This window comes from Haloferax sp. Atlit-12N, from assembly GCF_003383095.1.
Classification (GTDB): Archaea; Halobacteriota; Halobacteria; order Halobacteriales; family Haloferacaceae; genus Haloferax.
Genome location: NZ_PSYW01000002.1, coordinates 560,421 through 584,291, shown reverse-complemented (window position 1 = coordinate 584,291; position 23,871 = coordinate 560,421). Strand labels below are relative to the sequence as shown.

The following is a 23,871-nucleotide window of genomic DNA, read 5'->3' as shown; positions in this document are numbered from 1 at the left end:
AACGTCATTATATAAGTTGCGCCCGAGGGAAATATCTATCGTGGCCGACGATTCGAACGGTCGCGGAGTGTTCGACTCCGACTCCGTGTCCCGCGAAACGCCGGCGAATCGTCGCTCTCCCGCCGTTTTGACCGACCGCGTAATTTGTCACGCCTCCTCGTCAGTTCGGTGCGCGCCGACGAACTCGCCGGCGTCTCGGCAGAACGCCGCCGGGTCTTCGGGGAAGTCGTGTTCGGCGACGGCCCACTCGACGAATCCTTCGCGGGCGGCCGCGAGACAGCGGTCGATGTCGAGTTCGCCCTCGCCGAGCGACACGGGTCGGCCGCCGCGCTCCGCGTCGGCGTCGAGAACGACGTCCTTCAGGTGGACGACCGGGGTCCGGTCGGCGTAGCGGTCGAGGTACGTGACGGGGTCGTAGCCGGCGGCGAGCACCCACGCGAGGTCGAGTTCGAAACCGACGCCGGACTCCTCGGCTAACCGGTCGAGCGCGGGTTCGCCCTCGACCGTGGCGAGTTCGTGGTCGTGGTTGTGGTAGAGCAGTCTGACGCCCCGGTCGTCGCACTTCGCGGTCAGGTCGTCCAGTCGGTGTGCGGTCTCGTCTACTGCGTCGGCGTCGGCGAACGCCTCGGGCGGCAGATACGGAACCACGAGCGTCTCGACGCCGAGTGCGCCGTATCGCTCGCAGACCGCGTCGAGGTCGGCTTCGAGGTCCTCGATGGGAACGTGGGCCGCGGAAGCGGCGACACCCGTATCGTCGAGGGCCGCGCGGACCGCCGCCGCGTCGTCGACGCCTGCGAACTCCACGCCGTCGAACCCGGCGTCCGCGGCGCGGCGGACGAGCGCCGACGTCGGTTCGTCGAGGTCGCGAAGCGAGTAGAGCTGAATGCCGAAGTCCATGTCTCCACGGTCGCACGCGCCGCTGGAAACTGTTCCGGCGGCCGATTCGCCCGCGAACGACCCCGCCTTCCGCGTCGGCGCTGCCGTGTGCGCGTCCGTGGGTGGTTCCCGTCGTTCGACCGCACCTGTTGAAGAAAATAGTTCTTCAATGAGGGGCAACGTAGGTCGATAGAGTAAGATTTACGCCTCATTGTCGATTATCGTTCCTACGAATGACGCGAGTGCGCATCGACTATCGCTGGGTTGCCGTCTTCGCAATCCTCGTGACGTTCGCCGTTCCGTGGTTCCTCTGGGGCGACAGCAGGGTCTTCGCCGGCCTGCCGCTGTGGCTCTGGTGGCACATCGGCTGGATGGGGCTGACCGCAGTCGTCTTCCACCTGTTCGCCCGGACGGCGTGGGACCGCGGCATCGTCGGGGAGGGTCGCTGATGGTCTCGGCGCTCGGTATCCAACTCGGCGTCGTCGGCGCGTACCTCGTGGTCGCGCTCGCGGTCGGCTTACTCGCCTACCGCCTGACCAGCCGCGACGCGGAGGACTACTACCTCGCCGGTCGCTCCATCGGCACCGTCGTCCTCCTGTTTACCACCTTCGCGACGCTCCTGTCGGCGTTTACGTTCTTCGGCGGCCCCGACCTCGCCTACCGCGCCGGCCCCGAGTGGATTCTCGTGATGGGCGTCATGGACGGCGTGCTGTTCGCCATCCTCTGGTACGTCGTCGGCTACAAACAGTGGCTCGTCGGCCGCGCCCACGGCTACGTCACCCTCGGCGAGATGCTCGGCGACCGCTTCGGCTCGACCCGCCTGCGCGCCGTCGTCGCCGGTATCAGCCTGTTTTGGCTGTTCCCGTACGTGATGCTCCAGCAGATGGGCGCGGGCGAGGCCATCGTCGGCCTGACGAACGGAATCGTCCCGTACTGGGCCGGCGCGGCTGGCATCACGGTGTTCATGATTGCCTACGTCGTCATCGCGGGACTCCGGGGCGTCGCGTGGACCGACACCCTCCAAGGGCTGTTCATGCTCGGCGTCGTCTGGCTCGCGGTCGGCTGGGTCGCCACCGCGGCCGGCGGCCCCACGGCGCTGTCGAACGCCCTCGCGACCAACAAACCCGAGTTCCTCGCCCTCGGCGGTGGCCTCTACTCGCCGCAGTTCATCATCTCGTCGGCCGTCACCATCGCCTTCGGCGTGGCGATGTTCCCACAGATAAACCAGCGCTTCTTCGTCGCCAAGTCGGGCGCCGTGCTCAAGCGCTCGTTCGCCCTGTGGCCCGTCCTCGTCGTCCTGCTGTTCGTGCCCGCGTTCATCCTCGGCACGTGGGCTGCCGGCCTCGGTATCACCGTGCCCGAGGGCGCGAACGTCCTGCCCGTCCTCCTCAACGAGTACACGCCGGTGTGGTTCGCCGCGCTCGTCATCGCCGGCGCGATGGCTGCGATGATGTCGTCGTCGGACTCGATGCTCCTCTCGGGGTCGTCGTACTTCACCCGCGACCTCTACCGACCGTTCGTCAACCCCGACGCGAGCGAGGCCCGTGAGGCGTGGCTGGCCCGCATCGGCGTCGCCCTGTTCGCCACGCTCACGTTCGTCGCCAGCCTGTTCCGCCCCGGCACGCTCGTCTCGGTCGGTGACACCGCCTTCGGCGGGTTCGCCCAGATGGCGCTGCCGGTCATCGTCGCGCTCTACTGGGCGAAGACGACCCGAACGGGCATGTTCGCCGGCATCCTCGGCTCGCAGGCGTTCTACCTCGCGCACGTGTTCGTTCCCGCAATCGAAGTCGGGTCGATGACGCTGTTCGGCGCGACCTATCTCACGTGGGACTACGCCCTCTGGGGCATGGCGCTGTCCGCGGTCCTGACCGTCGGCGTCTCCGCGATGACCGCCGCCGCGCCCGAGGAGAACCAGTCCCGGTTCACCGACGGCCTCCGAGCCGACTGACCCCGCCGCGACGGTCCGTTCTTCTCCGCAACGAACCTTATCTGCCTGCGCGAGTAACACTCCCCCTATGCCAGAGGAAGTGCTGTTCAAGTCCGAGAACCGACAGACTCGTGCCGAAGTCGCGTCGTACCTCCGCACCGTCGCAGACAAACTCGACGCGGGCGAGCCGATTACGCTGAAGTCCGGCGACCAGACTGTCACGATGGAGCCGCCAGCGTCGCCGACGTTCGAGGTGAAAGCCGAGCGCGAGGGCCCCGCTGGCGGCCCCTACGAACTGAGCATCGAGTTCGAACTGGAGTGGGACGAGGGCGCGGACGACGGAGCCGACGCCGGCGGCCTCGAAATCGAGTGAAGCGGACGGGGCGGTCGTCCCCGGCCCGAGTGGGGTCGGCACGACGAACCGCACCGACCGCTCAATACAGTTACTCTTTTGACACCGCCGCGAGTCGTCGGTGACTCATGCAGATTCGACCGCTTCGGGCCGACGAGGTGGACGCACTGGTTGACGACCTGTGGCTCCCGTTCGCCGAGGAGATGGGCGACATCGACGACTACGACGCGCTGGCCGAGGACGCGGACGTGCGAGCCGAGGCGCTCGACTACCGGACCGAGCAGGTGGAAGACGAGGACACCCGGACGTTCGTCGCCGTCGCGGCCGCGGAGGGGTCGGTCTCGGGGCCGGACCTCGACGAGGGCTCGCTCTCCGGCTACGTCACGGTCGCCGATTCCGAGTCGCCGCCGGTGTTCGCCCGAGGGTCGGTCGCCAAGGTGAAAGACCTCTACGTCGCGCCCGCGGCGCGGGGCGAGGGCGTCGGCACGGCTCTCCTCGAACGGGCCCACGAGTGGGGCCGCGACCGCGGGTGCGAACGGGTCGCGCTGAGCGTCCACGCCGACAACGACGCCGCCCGGGCGTGCTACGAGTCGATGGGCTACGAGACGCGATATCTGAAACTCGACCGCCCGCTCTGACGGCGGGGCCGAAGGCGACTTCGACTGCTGGGCTGCGGGTCGTCACCCGCCGTTTCGAGGGTCGAGTTCGGCCCCCGAACCCGAACTCTCAAAGCCGCTGACTCCAATTGACGCGCATGAACGAGTCGGGTCACCAAGTGCTCATGGAGCAGGACGTGCTCCGCCGCCGCCTCGACGACGGCGACCTCCCCGACTGGGCGAGAAAGCACTACGAGACGTTCCGCGAGACGATGCTCGACGACCGCGACGGCGCGCCGTTCCCGTGTTACTTCGGCATCGAGTCGGAGCGAAACGGCGACGCCCTCTACACCTTCGTGGATTCGATGACCGACAAGGACGCGCTGTTGGCGCTCCGCGACACGCTCCTCGAATACCTCGACGTGTACCCGGACTACTCCGAGGCGTGCTCGCTCGTCGCGTTCTTCAAGCCGCCGGCGGAGGACCTCACCGAGGCCGACTACCACGAACACCTCTGGCACGTCCTCCAGTTCCTCCACGTCAACGACCCCGAACCGTGGCCGGCGGACATCCCGACCGGCCCCGACGACCCGAAGTGGGAGTTCTCCTTCGGCGGCGAACCCATGTTCCCGACGACCCGCGCGCCGTTCTACGACGAGCGCATCAGTCGCTACTGCCCGTGGGGCCTCGAAATCACCTTCCAGCCGCGGGCGCTGTTCGACGGCATCACCGCCGACACCGAGGCCGGCCAGAAGGCCCGCGAGGTCATCCAGAACCGCATCGAGGAGTACGACGGCGTCTGCCCGCACGCCGACCTCGGCGACTGGGGCGTCGAAGGCGACCGCGAGTGGCCGCAGTACATGTTCTCGTCCGACGAGTCGCAAGCGCCCGACGAGTGCCCGATTCGCATCACTCGCGAGCACCCGAAAGTGCCGATGGCTCCGGCGGACGACTGATGTCGGCCACCGATTCGAGGGCCGACCGATGACCGCCGCCGACCTCCCGGATGACGCCGTCCTCGTCTGTATCGACATGCAGGTCGGCTTCGACAACCCCGCGTGGGGCGACCGCAACAACCCCGAGATGGAGGCGCGCGTCGCCGACCTGCTCGCGGCGTGGCGGGCGGCCGACCGCCCGGTGGTCCACGTCCGCCACGACTCCACCGAACCCGATTCGCCGCTCCGGAGCGACGGCGAGGGCTTCGCGTGGAAACCCGAGGCCGAACCCGCCGACAGCGAACCGGTGTTCACGAAGCGCGTCAACAGCGGCTTCATCGGCACCGACCTCGAAGCGTGGCTCCGCGAGCGCGACCACTCGACGCTCGTCGTCTGCGGCCTCACGACCGACCACTGCGTCTCGACGACCACCCGGATGGCCGAGAATCTCGGCTTCGAGGTGTACCTCCCCGCGGACGCGACCGCGACGTTCGACCGCGAGAGCTACGATGGCGAGCGCTTTTCGGCCGACGAGATGCACCGAACCGCGCTGGCGCACCTGAACCGGGAGTTCGCCACCGTCGTCGAGTCGGGCGACTTGTCGACGACGCGGTGAGCGGTCGGACCACCCGCCACAGCCCATCCACAAACTGTGGGTGGTTTTACATTTAACTGGTGAGAGTGGTGCATATGGACCGTCGATTCCTCGCCGTCGTCGGGGTGTTCGACCTACTCATCGCGGTCGCCCTCGCGCTTCTCGGCGCGCTCTCTCACCCGGGTTCGGTCGTCCAGTTCGCGCTGTTCGCTGCCGCCGGTGTGCTGTTGGTCGTCGCCGGCGTCCGCGAGTCGGTCGCCCTCGGAGCGACGACGCTCCGGTGGCACGTCGTCGCGGGCGCGGGCTACGTCTGCTTCGGGATGGCCATACTCGTGGACGGCCTCTCGTCCGTCTTCGACCCCCGTGGCGACCCGTACTTCGGCGGACTGTTCGCGCTCCTGCTCGCCCCCGTGATGCTGTTCATGGGCGTCGATTACCTCCGCGGCGGCGTCCACTTCGACCTCTCGACGTTCGAGTGAGCGTCGGTTCCGCCGGTCGAGCGGGGCGTAACTACTACCAGTTTCACCACCCCACCATCGTTCCGTCTCCTGATTACGCAAATACATTTCCCTGTCGGCGCGGAATCACCATCCAAATGGGCGTCTCCTTCCCGTACGGCGACGAACTCGTGGTGGACTTCGAGTGGCACGAGTTCACCGGCGCGGTAGGTGATTCGGTTACGGTCCTCCCCATCGTCGTCGCCGTCGCCCGCCTGACCGACCTCTCGCTGGCGGTCGTGCTCGTCTGGTTCGGCGTGTTTCAGGTCGTCTGGGGGCTGTACTACGCGGCCCCGCTTTCGGTCGAACCGATGAAGGCGCTGGCCGCGCTCGTCCTCGCCGAGACGGTCACGACCGGCGAGGCGCTCCTCGCCGGGTTCGGCCTCGGCGTCGTCCTCCTCGCCATCGGTCGCACCCGCTCGCTCGGCCGCGTGAGTCGCTACATCGGCGCGCCGGTCGTCCGCGGCGTCCAGTTCGGCGTCGCGCTCGTCCTCTTATCGACCGGGCTCGAACTCGGCGCGGGCGACCTCCCGCTCGCCGGCCTCGCGGTCGCCGTCGCCGCCGTCGCCCTCCTCACCAGACGCTCGAACGTGAGCGCCCTCGCGGTCCTCGCGGTCGGTGGTGCGGTCGCCTTCGCCGACGTGGGACACCTGTCCCTCACCGTCCCCTCGGTCGGCGACGCCCGACTGCTCTCGCTCGATACCCTCTCGTTTTCGGCCGCCGAGGCCGCAATCGCCCAGTTGGCGATGACCGTCGGCAACGCCGCGCTCGCCACCTCGGTCCTACTCGCGGACTACTTCGACCGCGACGTCTCCGCAGACGAACTCGCCACCAGCATGGGCGCGATGAACCTCCTCGCGGTCCCCTTCGGCGGGTTTCCCATGTGCCACGGCAGCGGCGGCGTCGCCGGCAAGTACGCCTTCGGCGCGCGGACCGCCGGCGCGAACGTGATTCTCGGCGTCGGCTACGTCCTCGTCGCCCTGTTCGCCGTGGACGTGGTCGCCGCCTACCCGGTCGCCATGCTCGGCGTCATCTTGGCGATTATCGGCCTGCAACTGGCGCGGACGAGTCTGACCAGTCTGTCCCGCGCGGACGGCTACCCGCTCGTGGTCGCCATCGGCGTCGTCGGCGTCGCGGTGAATCTGGGCGTCGCGTTCGTCGGCGGGGTGGTGGCGTGGCTGGCGTGGGAGCGGTTGAAAGACTATGAAGGGCTACCTTGAGAAAACGCGACTCTCGGGATTAGTTGGGTATTTGATAGCCATTTCGGGTGTGACTGTATGAACTCATTCAGAACTTTTCCAAGGATAAAACTCAGGATATTTTTTCCCGCGGTCTTTAAGCAACTTCTCCGCCCACTGAACCCCTTCTTTAGTTTTGCCAAGGGGTGACCCTGAAAACTCAAATGTTTTTATATAATTTAGATCAACAAGCTCATCATCACCAATCATCCACGTTGACCCCCGATCTTCTGGACGAAGAAACACTAGTGGTTTGCGTTCTGATTTCACTATTTCATACTCTTTGATGTGGCCTGATGCGTCTCTGTCAACCATAATACAGAATCGGGACGCAGTAGTCCACAATTTCACCTTTTCTTCTAATGACATTTCATCTGGTGCAGGAAGATCCTTTATTAAGAAGGCATCGTAGCCCAGCCGAATTAGATAATCTCGAATCTGCCGGAGTTCATCTTCAAATGGATCATCATAATTGCCCAGAATAATCACAGTATCATCGACACATGATAAAATTCCTTTCTCGGCCATTGATTCTGATCGATATTCTACCGTAGGTAACTCCTCATGAGGAAGTATAGCTCTCATCACTTGCTCGGCACACTCACTCCAAAACTTGTCAAAGTTTGCGACGTGTTGGGAGGGCACAAAGAGAGCAAAGGGAACATAACGTACCGCTTCTATCTGGTCTTCTGGTTCGTATTGTACTACGACATTGTGAAAAAGGAATGATAGGTGGTTATGACTATGATGGGTGTTGGTAAAACATTGTTCGGATGAGCTAATTGATAGCGTGAGATTTGAAACAGATGAGAGTGCAGGTTCATCGTTATCATCTCTCGTCAAATCAAACATGACACTCTCACAACCAGATTCGCGCTGAGGGAATACAAATTCTACATCTGATTTCACTTCTCGATACTCAATGATCTGATCATGGTCTTCTGGTGTACGTTCGTAGAAAATTATTGTACTATTATTCAACTCTGCCAGTCGAATATTGGCCGCGCGAGACCACCTGGGAAACTCGGATAAATCAAAATCAGAGTCGTTGATGACTTTTCGAATTGCGATAAGTAGTAACTGCGCAAAATCTTCTGCCTGTCTCTTGTAGCTCATCGTTCGTCATTTATGTTTCTCCCATATCATTTTGTTTCATCCTTTCTTTGATTATGTATGGTGCATATATGTCTAATTAGTCGTTCATTTCCAGTCTTGGAGTTTTTATAACTGCCACACCACCGTACCACGTATGCAGACGCACATCGTTCCCGTCGGGTTCGACTACGACCGACTCATCGCGCCGCTCATCCGCGATCAGTTGGACGTGGACCGCGTCATCCTCCTCGAGGGGGCCGTCGGGAGCGAGGCGAACGTCGAGTACTCGCGGAACCTCTCGGGCAAGCTCGGTAAGGACTTCGAGAACCTCCTCGGCGCGGAGACCGAGCGCGTCATCGTCGACGACGTGTACGACTACGACGCGGCGTTCGAACAGGCGTACGACCTCATCAACGCCGAACTCGACGCCGACGACGAACTCCGCGGCGACGACGACGAACCCGGCGAGGTGTGGGTCAACGTGAGCGCGATGCCCCGGCCGGTCTCCTTCGCGTTCGCCACCGCCGCCCACTCCATCATGGTCGAGCGACAGGCCGACCGCGAGCGCATCCACACCTACTACACGGCCCCCGAGAAGTACCTCGAAACGGAACTCGCCGAGGAACTGCGAACCGAGCGCGCGCTCCTGCAGGACCTCCTCGAATCCGGCGAAATCGATGCCGACCGCATCCGCGAGCGCCTCGACGCCACCTCCGACCTGCTGTCGGAGTTCGACGAGCGCGGCACGACCATCGGCGCGAAGCAGATTGACGGCCGCCACATCGTCGAACTCCCGGTGGCCTCCTTCTCCAACGTCAAACCGTTCGAGGAGGTCATCCTGTTCAAACTCGGCGAACACGGCGAGTTCGGGTCGGTCTCCGAACTCGCGGAGGCGCTCGCCCGCGAGATGAACGAGGAGTACACCGACTCCTTCCGGTCGAAGGTCATCTACAACGTCGACCGCCTCGGCCCCGGCGGCAAGGGCTACATCGAACAGGAAGAACGCGGGAAATCCTACCGGACGCGCCTCTCCCGCATCGGCGAGTTGTGGGTCCGCGCCCACGCCGACAGCGACGAGTTCCGGACGAGCGACGAGTAAACAGTCGAGAAAGAGGGCGACCGCGGACGACCCGTTTTAGACCGGGGCGACCGGATGCCACGGTCGGCGCGGCGGTACTTTCCTAAATATAGATTGACACTATCTCTTGAGGGCTCATCCAGAGGTAATTCGATTGAGCGAATCTCTGACAATTATATCAGAATATTCTGATGAATACTCAAGAACGATTATCCGCTCTGGAATGCTATCCTCTAGCACCCATGCCGCTATACATGGACGTACACCGGAACGTAAAGGGGAGTGCGAAAGACGTCGCTGAAGCCCACCGCGCCGACCTCGAGACGCAGGGCAAGTACGGGGTGAACTACAAACACTACTGGGTCGACGAGACGGACGGCGCGGTCTTCTGCCTCTTCGAGGCACCGAACAAGGAGGCCGGAGCGAAAGTCCACGAAGAGGCCCACGGCCTCGTCGCCGACGAGATATTCGAAGTGCAGCAAGGCGAGTAAGCGCGGCGCGCGCACCCCTCAGCGCGTCTCCTTGGAGTGTGGTTTTCGGTTCTCAGAAGTCCAGTCCAGACGGCTCAGCCGACGGGACGAGCGGACTCGTCGGCAGGCCAGCCGGCGGCTCGGGAAGGTTGTACTCGCCGGGAGCCACGTCGTTCGGGCCGTCGGGGTAGAACACGGACGCGAGCAGTTGGATGTAGTCGCGGCCCACGTCGAGTTCGAACTGGCCGCCGCCGTACAGCGACATCTTGCGTTCGTCGGCGTACTCGATGGTGTCGAACAGCGACTCGACCGTGCCGAACCGCGAGGGTTTGACGTTCAGCCACGACGGTTCGAACGGGAGGGCTTCGACGGATTCGACGCCGGTAATCGGCGCGTCCCACGAGACGCGGCCCTCGTGCCCGTCGAACAGCGGGCGCGTCTCGTCGGTGAACGCCGGGTCCTCGACGACCGCGTCGGGGAAGCCCGACAGGACGCGCTCGTAGAGTTCCGGGTCGGGTTCCTGGTCCACCTCGGTTCCCTCGTACTGGCCCTTGAGGTCGAGAATGCGGACGCGGTCGTGCGCGGCGAGCGACGCCACAAGCTCGTCGTACCAATCCGTTGTCGGGTCGAGTTTGAACTCGCAGTCGGGGTCGCGGTCGAGGAGCATCTCGACGCGGTCGACCGACGGCGGGTCACCGAGGCGGGTGCTCACGACGAACCGAAGCGGGTCGCGCTCGCGGTCGACGGCGGACTCGAGGTCGGTGCCGGCCTGTCGGAGCGCGAGGTCGAGGCCGGCGGATTCGAGCGCCCAGCGCCGGTAGTGTTCGGCCGTTTCGCGCTCGGGGTCTTTCGTCGGAAACAGGTCGACCCTGTCGAGCGCCGCGGAGAACTCGGCGAAGGAATCGTAGCTTCCGGCGAGGTCGAAGGCGTCCTCGGGGGCGTCCGCGAGGGCGTCGTGGTCCTCGGCGTCGTACGTCACGTCCTCACCGCGCCCGACCGCGCCGTCGCCGGCGAGCGAGAACACCGTGGTCTTGCGGAGAAAGCCGCTCGACGTGTCGCTCTCGAAGCGGTTGCGGGAGACGGACTCCACGGTCAGCGGCAGGTCGGCCACGCGGTCGAAGAGGCGCATGGCTCGTTGGTTGGGCGGGCCGAGGCAAAAGGCTACGTCCGAGTCGGCCGACGGGTCGTCGGTTCTCGGTCAGTCGATGCCGCCACGTTCGAGCTTCGCGACCCGCGTCGTGAGCGCGAGGTACGTCGCCGCGACCGTCAGGAGGACCGCGCCCGCCGCGGCGTACTCGTGGGCGGGCGAGACGTGCTGGACGACCCCGTCGACGATTGGCTCGGCCGGGATGAGGGTGTGGTGCGGCGTGCCCACGATGGGAACGAAGTAGTCCACGAGGTCGTTGAGGGCGTACCAGCCGACCGCGACGAGGACGGCGAGAGACGGGAACTCGGCGTACCGCTGGATGAGAAACGCCTCGACGACCATGGCGAGGTGGCTCCAGAAGAGGAAGTTGTACATCGCCCAGTGGAGGTACGAGAAGTCGCTTTTGAACACGAGGAGGACGTACGGCGTCCACAGCCCGAGTTTGAGACAGCCGAAGAACGCGAGGGCGTTGACGTACTCGTTGGACCGCCCGAGTTTCCAGAGCGCGAGCGACAGCGCGATGAACAGCGTGGCGACGGGGCTGTCGGGGACGAACGGCCACATCACGGTCGGCTCGATGCTGAACTGGTAGCCGTAGTACCAGAAGCCGAAGGCGGTCCCGACGAGGTTGATGACGACCACGAGCCACGCGATGTTGAGGCCGAAGTTCTCCAGCCACTCCGGCAGGGGTGCGAGCCACCGCGGGAGGTCGGTTCCCGCCGGGAGGTCGTCGTCGGCGAAGAGTCGGCGGGGGTCGTCGAGCAGTCGGCGCAGTCGGGTCGCCGTGTCCATGTTCACGCCGAAGCGGGGGGATGCAAAAGTGATGCCGGTCTCGGTGACTGCGGCCGGGGTCGCCCACCGAAACACGTCCTGTGTGGAATGCGAACTGTTGACGGATGGAAGCGACCGCTTAAGTAAACCCAGTCGCAAGCGACGGATATGCCAGAGGAGACCGACCTGGAGGAGCTTCGGCGCGGGACCGAACTCGTCAAGCGCGGGTTCGCCCAGATGCAGAAGGGTGGCGTCATCATGGACGTCGTCGACGCAGAGCAAGCGAAAATCGCGGAGGAAGCCGGCGCGGTCGCCGTCATGGCGCTCGAAGCCGTCCCGGCCGACATCCGCAAGCGCGGCGGGGTCTCCCGGATGGCCGACCCCGAGACGGTCAAGGAGATTATCGACGCCGTCTCCATCCCGGTGATGGGGAAGGCCCGTATCGGCCACTACACCGAGGCGCAGATTCTCGAATCCATCGGCGTCGACATGATCGACGAGAGCGAGGTGCTCACCCCGGCGGACAACGACTACCACATCGACAAGCGCGAGTTCACCTCGCCGTTCGTCTGCGGCGCGCGCAACCTCCCCGAGGCGCTCCGCCGCATCAACGAGGGCGCGGCGATGATTCGCACCAAGGGCGAGGCCGGCACCGGCGACGTGAACCAGGCGGTCACGCACCAGCGCACCATCAAACACCAGATTCGCAGCCTGACGGGACTCAACTTCGACGAGCGCGAGAAGTGGGCCCGCGAGCACGAAGCGCCCGCCGAACTCGTCCACGAGACGGCCGAGATGGGCCGCCTGCCCGTCGTCAACTTCGCGGCCGGCGGCATCGCCACGCCCGCGGACGCCGCGCTCATGATGTACCACGAGTGCGACGGTATCTTCGTGGGATCCGGCATCTTCGGCGCGGAGGACCCAGAACAGATGGGCGAGGCCATCGTCGAGGCCGTCAACAACTGGGACGACCCCGACACGCTCGCCGACATCGCCTCCGGCATCGGCAAGGGCATGAAAGGCGAGGCGAACGTCGGCATGGCCGACGAGGACAAGCTGCAGGGCCGCGGCGTCTAACCGGCGAAATCCACAGAGGACCGGCCGTTTCGATTTTCGATTCGATTTTTTCCGACTCGGCGCGCCGCCCGCTTCAGGCGAGGAGTCCCGACTTCCCCTTCTCGTTCTCCTTCGCGTCCTCGGACGATTCCTCGCCGAGGAGGACGGTAACCGGACCGTCGAAGTTGAGCATGACCGACTGCGTCAGGTCGCGGGAGATGAGCTTGCCGGCGGGCGAGCGGCGGCGACCGGAGATGAAGAGATGGTCGCAGCCCTCCCAGCGGGCCGTTTCGAGGATGGTGTCGGCCTCGGGGCCGATGTCGGCGACGATGCGGTAGTCGAGGTCCAGTCCCTCGAACGCCTCGCGGGCGACGCCCTTGGCGCGACGGGTGGCCGACTCGATGGCCTGGTCGATGCCGTAGACGACGTCAGAGGAGCCGACGCTGGCGAGCGCCGAGCGGGTCCGTTCGAACTCCTCGTCCGGGAGGACGGTGAGGACGATGAGTTCCGCGCCGCTGCCGGCGGCCAGTTCGCCGGCCTCGCGGAGGATTCGCTGCGACCGTTCTTCGGGGGAGACGACGACGAGTGCTCGTTCCATGGTTCGAATATATCGTGATAGTGAGAAAAGTCTTCTCGGAATCGTGTTACCACCGACCGCGTCAACGCGTTACAGTAGCTCAGAAGTCAGAAAAGACGAGAATAGAGTGTGTGAGTGGTTCTCTCTGTACCACTCAGAGTTCGAATACTTCCGCCCCACGACCGACCCGCGTCTTGTAGGCTCGGGCGGCCACGTCCGCCTCGTCGAACGCCTCGAGCATCGCGGCGGCGACGCGGGTACGGTCGGCCGCTTGGCAGACGCCGAGGACCGAGGGACCGGCACCCGAGACGGTGACCCCGGACGCGCCCGCGTCGAGGGCGGCCTCGCGGACCGCGTGGTAGCCGTTGATGAGTTCTGCCCGCGCGGGCGTGACGACGCGGTCGTCCATCCCCGCGCCGACGAGGTCGGCGTCGCGGCGGCACATCCCGACCGCGAGGGTCGCCGCCCGGCCGACCGTGTGGACCATGTCCTCGATGCTGGCGTCGCTCGGGACGACCCGCCGGGCGTCGCGGGTCGAGACCGCGATTTCGGGGAGGCAGGCGACGAGCGGGATGTCGGCGTCGACGGTCGTGACGCCCTCGTCGGTCGCGACGGTGAAGCCGCCGAGGAGCGCGGGCGCGACGTTGTCGGCGTGGGCCTCGCCGGAGACGACCGCCTCGCCCTCGGCGGCGACGGGGACGAGTTCCTCGCGGGAGAGGCCGCGGTCGTACAGCTCGTTCAGCGCGACGGCGGCGGCGGCCGAGCTCGCCGCCGACGAGCCGAGTCCGGACGACGGGCGGACGCCCTTGTCGATGCGGATGTGCGCGGGGGCGTCGAGCGCCTCCGCGACCGCGCCGACGACGTTCCGGTCGGGGTCGGTCGGGATGTACTGGCTGCCGACGCCGGTCACTTCGATTGTCGTCCGGTCCGCCCGTTCGACGTGAACGATGTCGGCGGGGCGGTCGAGAGCCACGCCGAAAACATCGAACCCACTTCCGAGGTTGGCGCTCGTGGCGGGTGCGCGGACCGTAACCATGCCCCGCTGTTGCCTTATCGCAGATAAAAATGTGGCGAACGTCGCAACCGACCCCTCGCCGCGCGCTCAGTCGCTCGTCGACTGTTCCGCGTTCGCGGGGTCGGGGTCGCTCTCGACGCCGGTGAACTCGAACCGCGCCCCGCCGGCGTCCGACTCGCCGAGGCTGACCGACCAACCGTGGGCGTCCGCAATCGTCTTGACGATGGGCAGGCCGAAGCCGGTCCCGTTCTCGTGGGTCGTGTAGCCCCGCTCGAACACGTCCGCTCGCTCGGACTCCGGAATGCCCGACCCGTCGTCTTCGACGTAGAAGCCGTCGTCGAGCGCGCCGATGGTGACGGTGAGCGCGTCGTCGTCTTCGCCGCCGTGCTCGACGGCGTCACCAGACGCAGTCTGATTGCCTGTAGAACCGTGTTCTACAGAGTTCCGAAACAGGTTCTCGAACAGTTGCCGGAGTCGACCTCGGTCGGCGGCGATGGTCCGGTCGACCCGAACGTCGAGCGTCGTGTCGCCGACGATAGTGCTGTCCCACGCCTCCTGTGCGACCGTCCGCAGGGCGACCGGCGTCACGTCGGTGAGCGTCTCGCCCTCGCGGGCCAGCGTGAGCAGGTCCTCGATGATGTCCTCCATCCGGTCGTGGGCGTCCTCGATTCGCTCGAAGTACTCGTCGTCGCTGGTCTCGGCCGCGAGTTCGAGGTAGCCGCGGGCGACGGTGAGCGGGTTCCGCAGGTCGTGGGAGACCACCGACGCGAACTCGTCGAGCCGCTCGTTCTGGCGTTCGAGCCGCCGCTCGCGTTCGACCTGTTCCGTCACGTCGCGGACGAGGACGAGCGTCCCCGTCATGTTCGCTTTGTCGCCCAGCGGCGTTGTCTCCACGAGGAGGGCGCGCTCGCCGTCGTCCGTCGGGACCGTCGTCTCCACCTCCGCATCGGACTCCGGAACGCCGTCGAGCGCGTCGACGAGTTCCGCGGGGAGAACGCGCACGACGGACTGTCCGTAGGCGTCCGAGAGGGGAAGCGAGAGGAACTGCTCGCCCGCGGGGTTGACGTCGATGACGCGCCCGTCGTCGTCGAGGACGAGCGCGGCGTCGTGCATCGACTCGACGGCCGACTCCCACGCGACGGGGACGAGCGTGAACAGGCGGTGTCGGAAGACGCTCCAGGCGACCGCCCCCGAGGCGACCGAAAAGGCCAGCACAGGGATGTTGAGTCCCGGGGTCGGACTCAACCCGGTGACGTACACCAGACCTCCGACCGCGGGGATCAGGCCGCCGCCGAGGAGGCCGAGCGTCTGTTTCCGGTACACGCCGTCGGACCGAAAGGACGTCTGGACGAGCGCACCACAGCCGAGCAGGATGAGCACGTAGGCGTAGACGATGAAGCCGGCGAACGCGACCCCGTGTTCGTTCACGAGGACGACGAACCCGTGGTCGGCGTTGAGCCAGAGGTCGGTCCAGATGAGGCCGTGCCACGGGTTCGTCAGCACGAGCGCGACGACGGCGACCGGCACGGACCCGAGCGCCGCCCACGCGACTCGGGACTCCAGTTTCACGCCCGCGTGGCGCACCACGTAGGCGAACCACAGGAGCGGGAGCGGCGCGATGCCGAAGTAGCCGAGTTGGTTCAACAGCACTTTCGCCGAGAAGTCCGTGACGGACAGTTCGAGCGCGTACGTTCCCATCCAGAATCCAGACGCGAACAACAGAACCGCGCCGAGGGTCGCACCGGGGACGAGTCGGCGCGCCGTCCGGCGGCGAAAGAGGTAGGCGGCGAGAACGACGAAGATGACCGCACCGACCCCGATGGGGATCGTGTATGGTGTCGCCTGCCAGTACGGAGCGCCGTGCATGCCCGGTGTTCAGTCGAGCGGGGTTAAAAAACACCACCCGTCATTTCCGGAGCCGGTTAATCAGAAAGGACTTTCAGCCGGACCTCGAACGTCCGGATATGATAGGCATCGTCGGCGGCGGCATCGCGGGCCTCGCCGCGGCGTACCGACTCCAGAACGGGGGTCACGACGTTCGAGTCTTCGAGGCGGCCGACTCTCTCGGCGGCCTCGCCGCAACCTACGACACGAAGGGCGACGACATCGAGAAGTTCTACCACCACCTCTCGAAGTCCGAAGAGACTATCGTCGAACTCGCCGCGGAACTCGGCCTCGAAGACGACTTGGAGTGGCGCATCGGCAAGAACGCCTACTACGTCGACGGCATCGTCCACCCCCTCGACACCGCGTGGCAAATCGCCGCCTACCCCCACATGAGCCTCTACGACAAGTTCCGCCTCGGCATGCTCACCCTCGGCGTCGACGTGCGCGGGGGAATCCCCGACTTCGACGCGTACGAGGAACTCGCGGAGTACGAACACACCCCCATCGAGGAGTTCGTCGTCGAGCACACCACCCGCGGCGTCTACGACAACTTCGTCGACCCGTTGCTCGACGGCAAGTTCGGCGAGCGCAAACACGACGTGTCGGCGTCGTGGTTCCTCGGCCGCGTGCGCTTCCGCGGCGAACGCGACCTGCTGCGCGGCGAGAAACTCGGCTACTTCGACGGCGGCTTCGCGCCCTTCATCGACGCGTTGGTCGAGGCAGTCGGCCGCGAGTACATCGAGACCGGCGCGCGCGTGACCGAACTCGACACCGACGGCGAGGCGGTCTCGACGCTGACCGTCGACACCGACGACGGGACCGAAACCCACGAGGTCGAGTCGGTCGTCGTGGCGACGATGCCGAACGTGCTCGAAGACCTCACGGGCTTCCCCTGCGACATCGACTTCCAAGGCGCGGTCTGCGGACTGGCGACCATGTCGGAGTCGCTGATGGACACCTACTGGCTCAACATCGCCCACGACGCGCCGTTCGGGTCTCTCATCGAGCACACGAACTTCGTCCCGAAAGAGCGCTACGGCGGCGACCACCTGCTGTACGTCGCGAGCTACGTCCAGGGGCCGCACGAAGAGCTCTGGCAGATGAGCGACGAGGAGGTCGAAGACGCGTGGTTCGACGAGATAGCGGACATGTTCCCCGAGTTCGACCGCTCGGCAATCGAGGAGTTCGAAATCGCACGTAACCCGCGGGCGGGGCCGGTGTACGAACGAGGCTACCTCGACCTCGTGGTGCCGTACGATCTCGGCGACGACGTGGCCGAGGGAGTCTACTACGCGGGGATGGCGTCGGAAGCGCAGTATCCCGAACGGTCGCTCAACGGCGGCATCGTCGCCGGCTACGAGGTCGCTGACCGCATCGACCGCAGCCTGTAGCGCGACCGTACCGCCGACTCTCTCGGGCTTTTTTCTGACTTCTCGCGGTGGGTCGTCTTCCCGCGTGCTGTCGCGTCTCGTGCCGCGCAGTCGCACACTTACCGGCAACTTGTTTCTCGTTCGCAACTTCTTTTTAAGTAGCTGACTGACTAGTCAGTTAGTGAGTGCAGACGAAACGCCGGACCAGTCGGTCCCCGCCGAGGTCCACGAAGAACTGATGGCCGCGACCTACCGGGCGCTGTGCGCCCACGGCTACGCGGACCTGACGATGCAACGAATCGCCGACGAGGCCGGAAAGAGCAAGTCCCTCCTCCACTACCACTACGGGACGAAACAGGAACTGCTCGTCGCGTTCCTCGGCTACCTGTTCGACCGCTTCGAGGAGCGGGTCGCCGCGACCGAGGGCGACGCCCCCGAGACCCGCCTCCGGATCCTCCTCGATAAGATGGTCCCCGACGGCGACGACGACGGCGACTACGACCGCTTCGGACTCGCCCTCAACGAACTGCGGACGCAGGCCCCGTACGTCGAGGCCTACCGCGAGCAGATCGCCCGCAACGAGGCGGTCATCCGCCGCCGCTTCGCCGACATCATCCGCGAGGGCATCGAGCAAGGCCACTTCCGCGAGGTCGACGCCGACCGAACCGCGTCGCTCCTCTTCGCCGCGCTCGACGGCGCGCGCCTCCAGCGCGTCGCCGTGACCGACCCCTCGGGAACCGAGACGGCGAGCCAGTCCGCCTCCGACGCGCCCACCGAAGTCCGCGCCGCGCTCGACGAGTTCGTCGTCGAGAACCTCGTGCGCGAGGAGGGTGACGAATGAGCGCGAAGGCCAAGGACGTCAACCTCGTCGACGGCGACCTCGTCAAGCCGATGTTGGTGCTGTCGCTCCCGCTCGTCCTCTCGCAGATTATGCAGGTGGCGTACAACCTCGCCGACACCTTCTGGGTCGGCCGCGTCGGCTCCGAGGCCGTCTCGGCGCTGTCGTTTTCGTGGCCGCTCGTCTTCCTCATGATTTCGTTCGGCGGCGGCTTCACCGTCGCCGGGACGGTCCTCGTCGCCCAGAACAAGGGCGCGGGCAACCACGGCGCGGTCGACCGCGCCGCCGGCCAGACCCTCGGATTCGTCATCCTGCTTTCGGCCGGGTTCGCGCTCATCGGCTATCTGCTGACGCCGATACTGCTCCCGCTCATCGGGACGACGCCCGGCACTGAAGTCCACCAGTTGGCGGTCGACTACACGCGCACCATCTTCCTCGGCGTCGCGTTCATGTTCGGCTTCTTCATCTTCCAGGCGCTACTCCGCGGGTGGGGCGACACCAAGACGCCGATGTACCTGATGGCGCTCGGCGTCGTCATCAACGTCTTTCTCGACCCGTTCCTTATCCTCGGATTCAACGGGAACCCGCTGTTCGGCTACCTCGGTCTCGAAGGCCTCGGACAGTCGCTGTTCGCCGCGACCGGCTTCACCGGTTTCGGCGTGCAGGGCGCGGCCATCGCCACGGTGTTCTCCCGCGGCGTCGGCGCGCTCGTCGGCTTCTGGCTCCTGCTCTCTGGGCGGGTCGGCATCAGCCTCTCGCCGCGCGACCTGATTCCGGAGCGCGAGATGGTCGAGCGCATCGTCCGCATCGGCGCGCCGTCGAGCATCGAGCAGTCCACCCGCGCGCTCGGCGTGACCGCCCTCACGGCGCTCGTCGCCTACGCCGCCGTCAACGCCGGCGGGGCCAGCACCGAGACTGCGGTCGCCGCGTTCGGTATCGGTAACCGCCTCAACTCGCTGGTCTTCCTGCCGGCCATCGGCCTCGCGCAGGGGACCTCGACCGTCGTCGGCCAGAACCTCGGCGCTGACCAGGCCGAGCGCGCCGAACGCGCGGTGTTCTGGGGAATCGGCATCATCGTCACCGCGCTGGTGTTCGTCTCCGCCGCCGCCTACCTGTTCGCCGAACCCATCGTCGCGGTGTTCATCCCCGGCGAGGAGGCGGTCATCGCCATCGGCGTGGACTATCTGCGCATCATCGGCCCGACGTTCCTGTTCCTCGGGGCGTTCAACGTCGTCAATGGGGGCTTCCGCGGGAGCGGGTCCACCCGGACCGCGATGGTGTTCTCGCTCATCTCGCTGTGGGTGCTGCGCATCCCGGCGTCGTTCGTGCTCGTGGAGTTCTTCTCCATGGGCCCGACCGGCATCTGGTACGGCATCGCCTTCTCGAACGTCGGGGTGGCGCTGCTCGCGTTCGCGTGGTTCACCCGCGGGACGTGGAAAAACAGCGTCGTCGACGTCGGCCCCCGCGTGCCGTCCGACGACTGAGCGGGACTCGGCCCCGCGCGGACTCTTCTACGCGGTCTTCTCGTCGGTGCTGTCGACGTCCTGCATCCCCGGCGCGGCCGACACGTCCACGTCTTCGGGCTCGTCGGCCCCGCCGACGCCGACCTCGCCCGAGTCGTCCTCGACGTACACGTCGTCGGCGAAGCCGCCCTCCGCGTGGGGGTGGTCGGGGTCGTCGAGTTTGTCGAGCGTCGCGGGCGCGTCCGGGATGTCGATGGTGCGGAACTCGCCGAGCGGCTCGGCGATGTCGATGCCGTGGCGCTCGAAGAACTCCTCGTAGCGCTCGTAGTGGGCCTCGATTTCGTCGACCGGAATCTCCATCATCTCGGTCCAGCCGTGGTTGTAGAAGTCGAAGTTGGCCTGCACGTGGGTTATCTCGCGGGCCTCGGCCTCGGGGTAGCCGGCGTCGAGCGCCGCGAGGTAGGTGTCGAAGGTGCACTCGAAGAACGCCGCCATGTGGGCTTCGCGCTCCTCTCTGCGGTCGGGGTCCGCGCGCTCGCCGAAGATGCGAACGTGGAGGTCCACCATCTTCTCGGTGGCGATGTCGCCGATGACCGGCATGGTGAGGGCCTTCTTCGTCGCGAAGTGGCGGATGTTCTGGCGAATCTTCATTTCGTCGTTCGCTTCGGGTCGGATACACCTAAAGACCACGTCTCCGGGGACGGCGGCGCGCGGTCCGGACGCGCCCACGACGCGCGTCTCGGGTTCCTGAACGAAATTTCACGACGTGATTTAATGCGACTCGCCCGCATGTGAGGGGTATGAGCGACTCCGCATCCGTCCGCGAGGACTCGGTCCTCGAATGCGACGACTGCATCTCCCCGGCCGAGGCGTTCGGTATCGTCGCCGACGAGACCCGACTCACCATCCTCGAAGCGCTCTGGGAGTCACCCGACCGACCCGTCCCCTTCTCCGAACTCCGCCGACGGGTCGGCGTCGACGACAGCGCGCGGTTCAACTACCACCTCGGAAAGCTCCGCGGTCAGTTCGTCCGCAAGACCGACGACGGCTACGACTTCCGCCACGCCGGCGAGAAGGTCGTCCGCGCCGTGCTCGCGGGGACGTTCAACGAAGACCCCGTCCTCCCGGCGTTCTCGGCACCCGGTTCCTGTGTCGCCTGCGGCGGGTCGCTCGAAGCCGACTACGGCGACGAGAAACTCACCATCTCCTGTGCGGACTGCGCGCGGACCCACGCCCACGAGGAGTTCCCGCCCGGAGGCCTCGAAGGCCGCACCACCGAGGCGCTTCTGTCCGCGTTCGACCAGCGCGTGCGACACCTCCACTGCCTCGCTGCCGACGGCGTCTGCCCCGAGTGCGGCGGGACGACGAGCACCTCGCTGTCCCGCGACGCAGACCCGTTCGACCTCGACGTGGTCGTGACCCACCGCTGTGCCCAGTGCGCTTACGAGGCCGTCTCGCCCGTGGGACTGGTCCTGCTCGACGAGTCGACGGTCCTCGGCTTCCTCTCCTCGCGGGGCGAAGACGTGTGCGGGACGCCGTTTTGGCGGTTCCCCTGGGTCGTCGGCGACGACGCGCTCACGGTCGTCTCCGAGGAGCCGTGGCGCGTCCGCGTCCGCATCGAACACGGGGACGAGGCCCTCGTCGTCGACCTCGACGACGAACTCTCGGTCGTCGACTCCGCGGTCGAAGCTGTCGAGAAGATTGCATAAGCGCGCTACGGTAAGCCCGCTTACAGAAATGTAATTCAGATTACTCTTTTGGTGTCGGCGGTCTTCTCTCCAAACGAGGAGAACGACCATGTTCAACGATACTCATCCCGGCCGCGGCGACGTTCGAGAGACGCTTCCGCGGCGATTCAGGACGCTTTCAGAGACCGCTCTCGTCGCGGTCGCGGCGGTTCTCGGCGTCTTCACGGCCACCGCTGTCGCGGCGCTCGTCGCCCCGCTCGCACCCGGTCTCGGTCTCGTGGCGCTGTTCTTGGGCTGGCCGCTCGGCTTCGCCGCCGGCGTCGTCGGGGTTCGCGGGGCTGTCGGTACCGTCGCCGCCAGCGGTGTTCCCGGTCACGTCCGCGGCCTCGCCCGCGGCGCACTCGCTCGCGGCGGCGACGACGCGGCGTCGGCACCGTCGGAGTGCCCCGCCGCCGCTGACGGCGGCCTCACCGAGCGGCTTAGTGAGACGCAGTAACACCCGCGATTCGGCTCCCGTCTCCCCATCTCGCCCCGATTTCCGCCTGCGAAACAATCATGAGGGAGATAGCAATCCACATTAACCCCGAATACAAACGTCGGGTCATGAGCCAATCGTACGTGATCGTCGGCGACGGTATCGCCGGGGCCTCAGCGGCTGAGACACTCCGCGAAGAGGAACCCGACGCCGACATCACTATCATCACGGACGAGGGCGAACCGCTGTACAACCGCATTCTCATCAAGGAATTCGCCAAGGGCAAACTGCCCGAGGCCCCCATCTCCATCCACGACGAGTCGTGGTACGACGACCGCGACGTTGACCTCGAACTCAACACGCTCGTCACGGATATCGACCCCGAGGCCCACACCGTCACCGCCCACGACGGCACCGAGTACGACTACGACAAACTCCTTCTCGCCATCGGCGGCACGCCGACCCAACTCCCCGTCGAGAACTCCGACGCGGAAGGCATCCACCACTTCTGGACGTTCCAGGACGCCCGCGACATCAAAGAGCACATCGAGGGCGCGGACAACTCCGTCGTCATCGGCGCGGGCCTGCTCGGCATCGACCTCGCGGCCATCACGGCCGCACAGGAGGTCGAGGGCAAGTACCTCATGCGCGGCAAGGCGTGGTGGCGCTACGCGCTCTCCGAGGAAGGCGCGGAAATCATCCACGAGGCGCTCCGCGAGCGCAACGTCGAACCCGTCTTCGACTCCGGCGTCGACCACTTCGAGGTCGACGAGAACGACCGCGTCACGACCGCCGTCGACCCCAACGGCGACCGCTACGACGCCGACTTCGTCGGCATCGCCATCGGCCTGAACTTCAACACGGAGATTCTCGGTGGCACCGACATCGAGTACGACAACGGCATCTACACGGACGAGTTCATGCGGACGAACCACGATGACATCTTCGCGGCCGGTGACATCACCGAGTTCCACGACCTCATCCTCGGCGACCGCGCCCAGAACGGCGCGTGGGGCTCCGCCAAAGAGCAAGGCACCATCGCGGCCAAGAACATGGTCGACTACGGCTCCGAGGAGTTCCGCTGGGTCTCGTCGTACTCCATCACCCACTTCGACTTCCCGTTCCTCTCGTTCGGCCACCCGACGCTCGGCGACGACCACGTCGAGGCCAAGTACTCCGACACCGAGTGGCGGCGCCTCGCCATCAAGGACGGCAAAATCGTCGGCGGCGTCCTCATCGGCGACCTCTCGCCGCAGACGAAGTACAAGAAGCTCATGCGCGAACAGGTCGACGTCAGCGGGCAGAAGGAGATCCTCGTGAAGCAGGACTTCCAGCTCGACGACCTCGAAGGCGCGGCGGCAGAACAGTAACTCGGGACCCGCTCCCGCTGTTTTCACCCGGCCAGCCGCGTCTGCGCGCGGCCGCCCGGCGTCGGCTCGCCGAGCGCTCGCCCGCGTTCGCGGTTCGCCTCTCGTTCTTGGCTCTCTTTTGCCCCTCGTTACGCGCTCCCAGACAGTCGTTCCGCCGGCCAAACATTTATCTCCATTCATGATGTGTGTTACCATATGTCATCAAAAGACGGACAGTCGCCGTCTTCCCCAGCAGTCGCCGCGCCGCCGACCGTCGCACCCGTTACCGACGTGCCGCCGGGCGCTCGGGTCCACCACTTCGACGAGTTGAGCGAGCGAACCCAGCACGCACTCGCGACCGCTAGCCCCGCTGGCACGCTCGACATCGACCCGACCACCTCGCGGCTCTCGCGGGGCGACATCGTGGTGTTCACCGACTACGTCCGCGTCCAGTAATCTCGCTGCGTCCGTCCCGTCGCTCGCGTTCTCCGCCCGACCCGGTCGCTCCCGAGCCGACGGTCTCTCGCTCGCGGACGGCCGGGACCGAAGTCGTTTTCCACGCGTCGCCGCCTATCG

26 protein-coding genes are annotated in these 23,871 nt (G+C 65.8%); 18 read left to right on the top strand and 8 right to left on the bottom strand.

All coding sequences use genetic code 11. The features are described from left to right. Positions 1–147: 147 nt before the first annotated feature. Entirely contained in the window at positions 148–897 is a 750-nt protein-coding gene (locus tag C5B90_RS11270; RefSeq protein WP_115881532.1) for a sugar phosphate isomerase/epimerase, read from the bottom strand. 212 nt (positions 898–1,109) lie between these two features. Here C5B90_RS11270 and C5B90_RS11265 point away from each other — a divergent pair, with 212 nt between their 5' ends. The 8 genes from C5B90_RS11265 (at position 1,110) to C5B90_RS11230 (ending at position 6,998) form a co-directional block, all read left to right on the top strand. Continuing rightward, positions 1,110–1,325 carry a DUF3311 domain-containing protein gene (locus C5B90_RS11265; protein ID WP_004975459.1) on the top strand — a complete coding sequence of 72 codons (216 nt, stop codon included), beginning with the start codon at positions 1,110–1,112 and terminating at the stop codon, positions 1,323–1,325. Then, entirely contained in the window at positions 1,325–2,824 is a 1,500-nt protein-coding gene (locus C5B90_RS11260) for a sodium:solute symporter (RefSeq protein WP_115881530.1), read from the top strand. Before C5B90_RS11265 ends, C5B90_RS11260 begins: the two co-directional genes overlap by 1 nt. A gap of 67 nt (positions 2,825–2,891) precedes the next feature. Then, a complete protein-coding gene (locus tag C5B90_RS11255) occupies positions 2,892–3,176 on the top strand; it encodes an amphi-Trp domain-containing protein (protein WP_115881529.1) in 285 nt (94 codons plus the stop codon). A gap of 107 nt (positions 3,177–3,283) precedes the next feature. After that, positions 3,284–3,793 carry a GNAT family N-acetyltransferase gene (locus tag C5B90_RS11250; RefSeq protein ID WP_115881527.1) on the top strand — a complete coding sequence of 170 codons (510 nt, stop codon included), beginning with the start codon at positions 3,284–3,286 and terminating at the stop codon, positions 3,791–3,793. 116 nt (positions 3,794–3,909) lie between these two features. Then, positions 3,910–4,707 (top strand): YqcI/YcgG family protein, encoded by a 798-nt coding sequence (locus C5B90_RS11245; protein ID WP_115881526.1) that lies wholly within the window; start codon positions 3,910–3,912, stop codon positions 4,705–4,707. Between the two features lie 28 nt (positions 4,708–4,735). Continuing rightward, positions 4,736–5,302, top strand: coding sequence for a cysteine hydrolase family protein (locus C5B90_RS11240; RefSeq protein WP_115881524.1), 567 nt, complete (start codon positions 4,736–4,738; stop codon positions 5,300–5,302). Between the two features lie 74 nt (positions 5,303–5,376). Beyond that, a complete protein-coding gene (locus C5B90_RS11235; RefSeq protein ID WP_115881523.1) occupies positions 5,377–5,760 on the top strand; it encodes a hypothetical protein in 384 nt (127 codons plus the stop codon). Positions 5,761–5,876: 116 nt separating this feature from the next. Then, positions 5,877–6,998, top strand: coding sequence for a putative sulfate/molybdate transporter (locus tag C5B90_RS11230; RefSeq protein WP_115881521.1), 1,122 nt, complete (start codon positions 5,877–5,879; stop codon positions 6,996–6,998). A gap of 63 nt (positions 6,999–7,061) precedes the next feature. On the opposite strand, the gene C5B90_RS20305 is transcribed toward C5B90_RS11230, so the two are convergent. Beyond that, positions 7,062–8,132, bottom strand: coding sequence for a hypothetical protein (locus C5B90_RS20305; RefSeq protein WP_148708210.1), 1,071 nt, complete (start codon positions 8,130–8,132; stop codon positions 7,062–7,064). A gap of 133 nt (positions 8,133–8,265) precedes the next feature. Here C5B90_RS20305 and C5B90_RS11225 point away from each other — a divergent pair, with 133 nt between their 5' ends. Further along, positions 8,266–9,210, top strand: coding sequence for a DUF6293 family protein (locus tag C5B90_RS11225; RefSeq protein ID WP_115881519.1), 945 nt, complete (start codon positions 8,266–8,268; stop codon positions 9,208–9,210). Positions 9,211–9,431: 221 nt separating this feature from the next. Continuing rightward, positions 9,432–9,680 (top strand): DUF4242 domain-containing protein, encoded by a 249-nt coding sequence (locus tag C5B90_RS11220; RefSeq protein ID WP_148708209.1) that lies wholly within the window; start codon positions 9,432–9,434, stop codon positions 9,678–9,680. 52 nt (positions 9,681–9,732) lie between these two features. Here the strand turns inward: C5B90_RS11220 and C5B90_RS11215 are convergent, their stop codons facing one another. Together C5B90_RS11215 and C5B90_RS11210 are read right to left on the bottom strand one after the other, a co-directional pair. Further along, complete coding sequence (locus tag C5B90_RS11215) at positions 9,733–10,788, bottom strand: hypothetical protein (protein ID WP_115881516.1); 1,056 nt, start codon at positions 10,786–10,788, stop codon at positions 9,733–9,735. Between the two features lie 69 nt (positions 10,789–10,857). After that, a complete protein-coding gene (locus tag C5B90_RS11210; protein WP_115881514.1) occupies positions 10,858–11,598 on the bottom strand; it encodes a DUF1405 domain-containing protein in 741 nt (246 codons plus the stop codon). 147 nt (positions 11,599–11,745) lie between these two features. Here C5B90_RS11210 and pdxS point away from each other — a divergent pair, with 147 nt between their 5' ends. Then, complete coding sequence (pdxS, locus tag C5B90_RS11205; protein WP_115881513.1) at positions 11,746–12,654, top strand: pyridoxal 5'-phosphate synthase lyase subunit PdxS; 909 nt, start codon at positions 11,746–11,748, stop codon at positions 12,652–12,654. A gap of 73 nt (positions 12,655–12,727) precedes the next feature. Here the strand turns inward: pdxS and C5B90_RS11200 are convergent, their stop codons facing one another. The 3 genes from C5B90_RS11200 to C5B90_RS11190 all read right to left on the bottom strand — a co-directional run bounded on the left by C5B90_RS11200 (position 12,728) and on the right by C5B90_RS11190 (position 16,091). After that, complete coding sequence (locus C5B90_RS11200) at positions 12,728–13,231, bottom strand: universal stress protein (protein WP_115881511.1); 504 nt, start codon at positions 13,229–13,231, stop codon at positions 12,728–12,730. A gap of 133 nt (positions 13,232–13,364) precedes the next feature. Further along, the gene (locus C5B90_RS11195) at positions 13,365–14,246 is read right to left on the bottom strand and encodes a homoserine kinase (protein ID WP_115881509.1); all 882 of its coding nucleotides are present in this window, start codon (positions 14,244–14,246) and stop codon (positions 13,365–13,367) included. Between the two features lie 66 nt (positions 14,247–14,312). Beyond that, positions 14,313–16,091, bottom strand: a complete 1,779-nt coding sequence (locus C5B90_RS11190) for a histidine kinase N-terminal 7TM domain-containing protein (RefSeq protein WP_115881508.1) — start codon at positions 16,089–16,091, stop codon at positions 14,313–14,315. 98 nt (positions 16,092–16,189) lie between these two features. Between C5B90_RS11190 and C5B90_RS11185 the strand changes: the two genes are divergently transcribed. The 3 genes from C5B90_RS11185 to C5B90_RS11175 all read left to right on the top strand — a co-directional run bounded on the left by C5B90_RS11185 (position 16,190) and on the right by C5B90_RS11175 (position 19,804). Then, positions 16,190–17,503 carry an NAD(P)/FAD-dependent oxidoreductase gene (locus C5B90_RS11185; protein ID WP_115881507.1) on the top strand — a complete coding sequence of 438 codons (1,314 nt, stop codon included), beginning with the start codon at positions 16,190–16,192 and terminating at the stop codon, positions 17,501–17,503. 160 nt (positions 17,504–17,663) lie between these two features. Then, positions 17,664–18,323 (top strand): TetR/AcrR family transcriptional regulator, encoded by a 660-nt coding sequence (locus C5B90_RS11180; protein ID WP_115881505.1) that lies wholly within the window; start codon positions 17,664–17,666, stop codon positions 18,321–18,323. Then, entirely contained in the window at positions 18,320–19,804 is a 1,485-nt protein-coding gene (locus tag C5B90_RS11175; protein WP_115881504.1) for an MATE family efflux transporter, read from the top strand. The genes C5B90_RS11180 and C5B90_RS11175 overlap by 4 nt, the downstream gene beginning before the upstream one ends. A 27-nt stretch (positions 19,805–19,831) precedes the next feature. On the opposite strand, the gene C5B90_RS11170 is transcribed toward C5B90_RS11175, so the two are convergent. Beyond that, the gene (locus C5B90_RS11170) at positions 19,832–20,473 is read right to left on the bottom strand and encodes a DUF6149 family protein (RefSeq protein ID WP_199517508.1); all 642 of its coding nucleotides are present in this window, start codon (positions 20,471–20,473) and stop codon (positions 19,832–19,834) included. A gap of 110 nt (positions 20,474–20,583) precedes the next feature. On the opposite strand from C5B90_RS11170, the gene C5B90_RS11165 reads away from it, so the two are divergent. From C5B90_RS11165 to C5B90_RS11150, 4 genes are all read left to right on the top strand, one after another. Then, entirely contained in the window at positions 20,584–21,492 is a 909-nt protein-coding gene (locus C5B90_RS11165; RefSeq protein ID WP_115881502.1) for a winged helix-turn-helix domain-containing protein, read from the top strand. Positions 21,493–21,580: 88 nt separating this feature from the next. Continuing rightward, complete coding sequence (locus tag C5B90_RS11160) at positions 21,581–21,967, top strand: hypothetical protein (RefSeq protein WP_115881501.1); 387 nt, start codon at positions 21,581–21,583, stop codon at positions 21,965–21,967. Positions 21,968–22,074: 107 nt separating this feature from the next. Further along, complete coding sequence (locus C5B90_RS11155; protein WP_115881499.1) at positions 22,075–23,316, top strand: NAD(P)/FAD-dependent oxidoreductase; 1,242 nt, start codon at positions 22,075–22,077, stop codon at positions 23,314–23,316. Positions 23,317–23,511: 195 nt separating this feature from the next. Then, positions 23,512–23,751 (top strand): hypothetical protein, encoded by a 240-nt coding sequence (locus C5B90_RS11150; protein ID WP_115881498.1) that lies wholly within the window; start codon positions 23,512–23,514, stop codon positions 23,749–23,751. The last annotated feature ends 120 nt before the right edge of the window (positions 23,752–23,871 follow it).

Coding starts and splice junctions, on each gene's coding strand:
- C5B90_RS11190 (WP_115881508.1), bottom strand. CDS start 16,091: ATGCACGGCGCTCCGTACTGGCAGGCGACACCATACACGATCCCCATC.
- pdxS (WP_115881513.1), top strand. CDS start 11,746: ATGCCAGAGGAGACCGACCTGGAGGAGCTTCGGCGCGGGACCGAACTC.
- C5B90_RS11185 (WP_115881507.1), top strand. CDS start 16,190: ATGATAGGCATCGTCGGCGGCGGCATCGCGGGCCTCGCCGCGGCGTAC.
- C5B90_RS11235 (WP_115881523.1), top strand. CDS start 5,377: ATGGACCGTCGATTCCTCGCCGTCGTCGGGGTGTTCGACCTACTCATC.
- C5B90_RS11155 (WP_115881499.1), top strand. CDS start 22,075: ATGAGCCAATCGTACGTGATCGTCGGCGACGGTATCGCCGGGGCCTCA.
- C5B90_RS11160 (WP_115881501.1), top strand. CDS start 21,581: ATGTTCAACGATACTCATCCCGGCCGCGGCGACGTTCGAGAGACGCTT.
- C5B90_RS11150 (WP_115881498.1), top strand. CDS start 23,512: ATGTCATCAAAAGACGGACAGTCGCCGTCTTCCCCAGCAGTCGCCGCG.
- C5B90_RS11225 (WP_115881519.1), top strand. CDS start 8,266: ATGCAGACGCACATCGTTCCCGTCGGGTTCGACTACGACCGACTCATC.
- C5B90_RS11230 (WP_115881521.1), top strand. CDS start 5,877: ATGGGCGTCTCCTTCCCGTACGGCGACGAACTCGTGGTGGACTTCGAG.
- C5B90_RS11210 (WP_115881514.1), bottom strand. CDS start 11,598: ATGGACACGGCGACCCGACTGCGCCGACTGCTCGACGACCCCCGCCGA.
- C5B90_RS11165 (WP_115881502.1), top strand. CDS start 20,584: ATGAGCGACTCCGCATCCGTCCGCGAGGACTCGGTCCTCGAATGCGAC.
- C5B90_RS11265 (WP_004975459.1), top strand. CDS start 1,110: ATGACGCGAGTGCGCATCGACTATCGCTGGGTTGCCGTCTTCGCAATC.
- C5B90_RS11250 (WP_115881527.1), top strand. CDS start 3,284: ATGCAGATTCGACCGCTTCGGGCCGACGAGGTGGACGCACTGGTTGAC.
- C5B90_RS11260 (WP_115881530.1), top strand. CDS start 1,325: ATGGTCTCGGCGCTCGGTATCCAACTCGGCGTCGTCGGCGCGTACCTC.
- C5B90_RS20305 (WP_148708210.1), bottom strand. CDS start 8,132: ATGAGCTACAAGAGACAGGCAGAAGATTTTGCGCAGTTACTACTTATC.
- C5B90_RS11215 (WP_115881516.1), bottom strand. CDS start 10,788: ATGCGCCTCTTCGACCGCGTGGCCGACCTGCCGCTGACCGTGGAGTCC.
- C5B90_RS11200 (WP_115881511.1), bottom strand. CDS start 13,231: ATGGAACGAGCACTCGTCGTCGTCTCCCCCGAAGAACGGTCGCAGCGA.
- C5B90_RS11240 (WP_115881524.1), top strand. CDS start 4,736: ATGACCGCCGCCGACCTCCCGGATGACGCCGTCCTCGTCTGTATCGAC.
- C5B90_RS11175 (WP_115881504.1), top strand. CDS start 18,320: ATGAGCGCGAAGGCCAAGGACGTCAACCTCGTCGACGGCGACCTCGTC.
- C5B90_RS11270 (WP_115881532.1), bottom strand. CDS start 897: ATGGACTTCGGCATTCAGCTCTACTCGCTTCGCGACCTCGACGAACCG.
- C5B90_RS11195 (WP_115881509.1), bottom strand. CDS start 14,246: ATGGTTACGGTCCGCGCACCCGCCACGAGCGCCAACCTCGGAAGTGGG.
- C5B90_RS11255 (WP_115881529.1), top strand. CDS start 2,892: ATGCCAGAGGAAGTGCTGTTCAAGTCCGAGAACCGACAGACTCGTGCC.
- C5B90_RS11245 (WP_115881526.1), top strand. CDS start 3,910: ATGAACGAGTCGGGTCACCAAGTGCTCATGGAGCAGGACGTGCTCCGC.
- C5B90_RS11220 (WP_148708209.1), top strand. CDS start 9,432: ATGCCGCTATACATGGACGTACACCGGAACGTAAAGGGGAGTGCGAAA.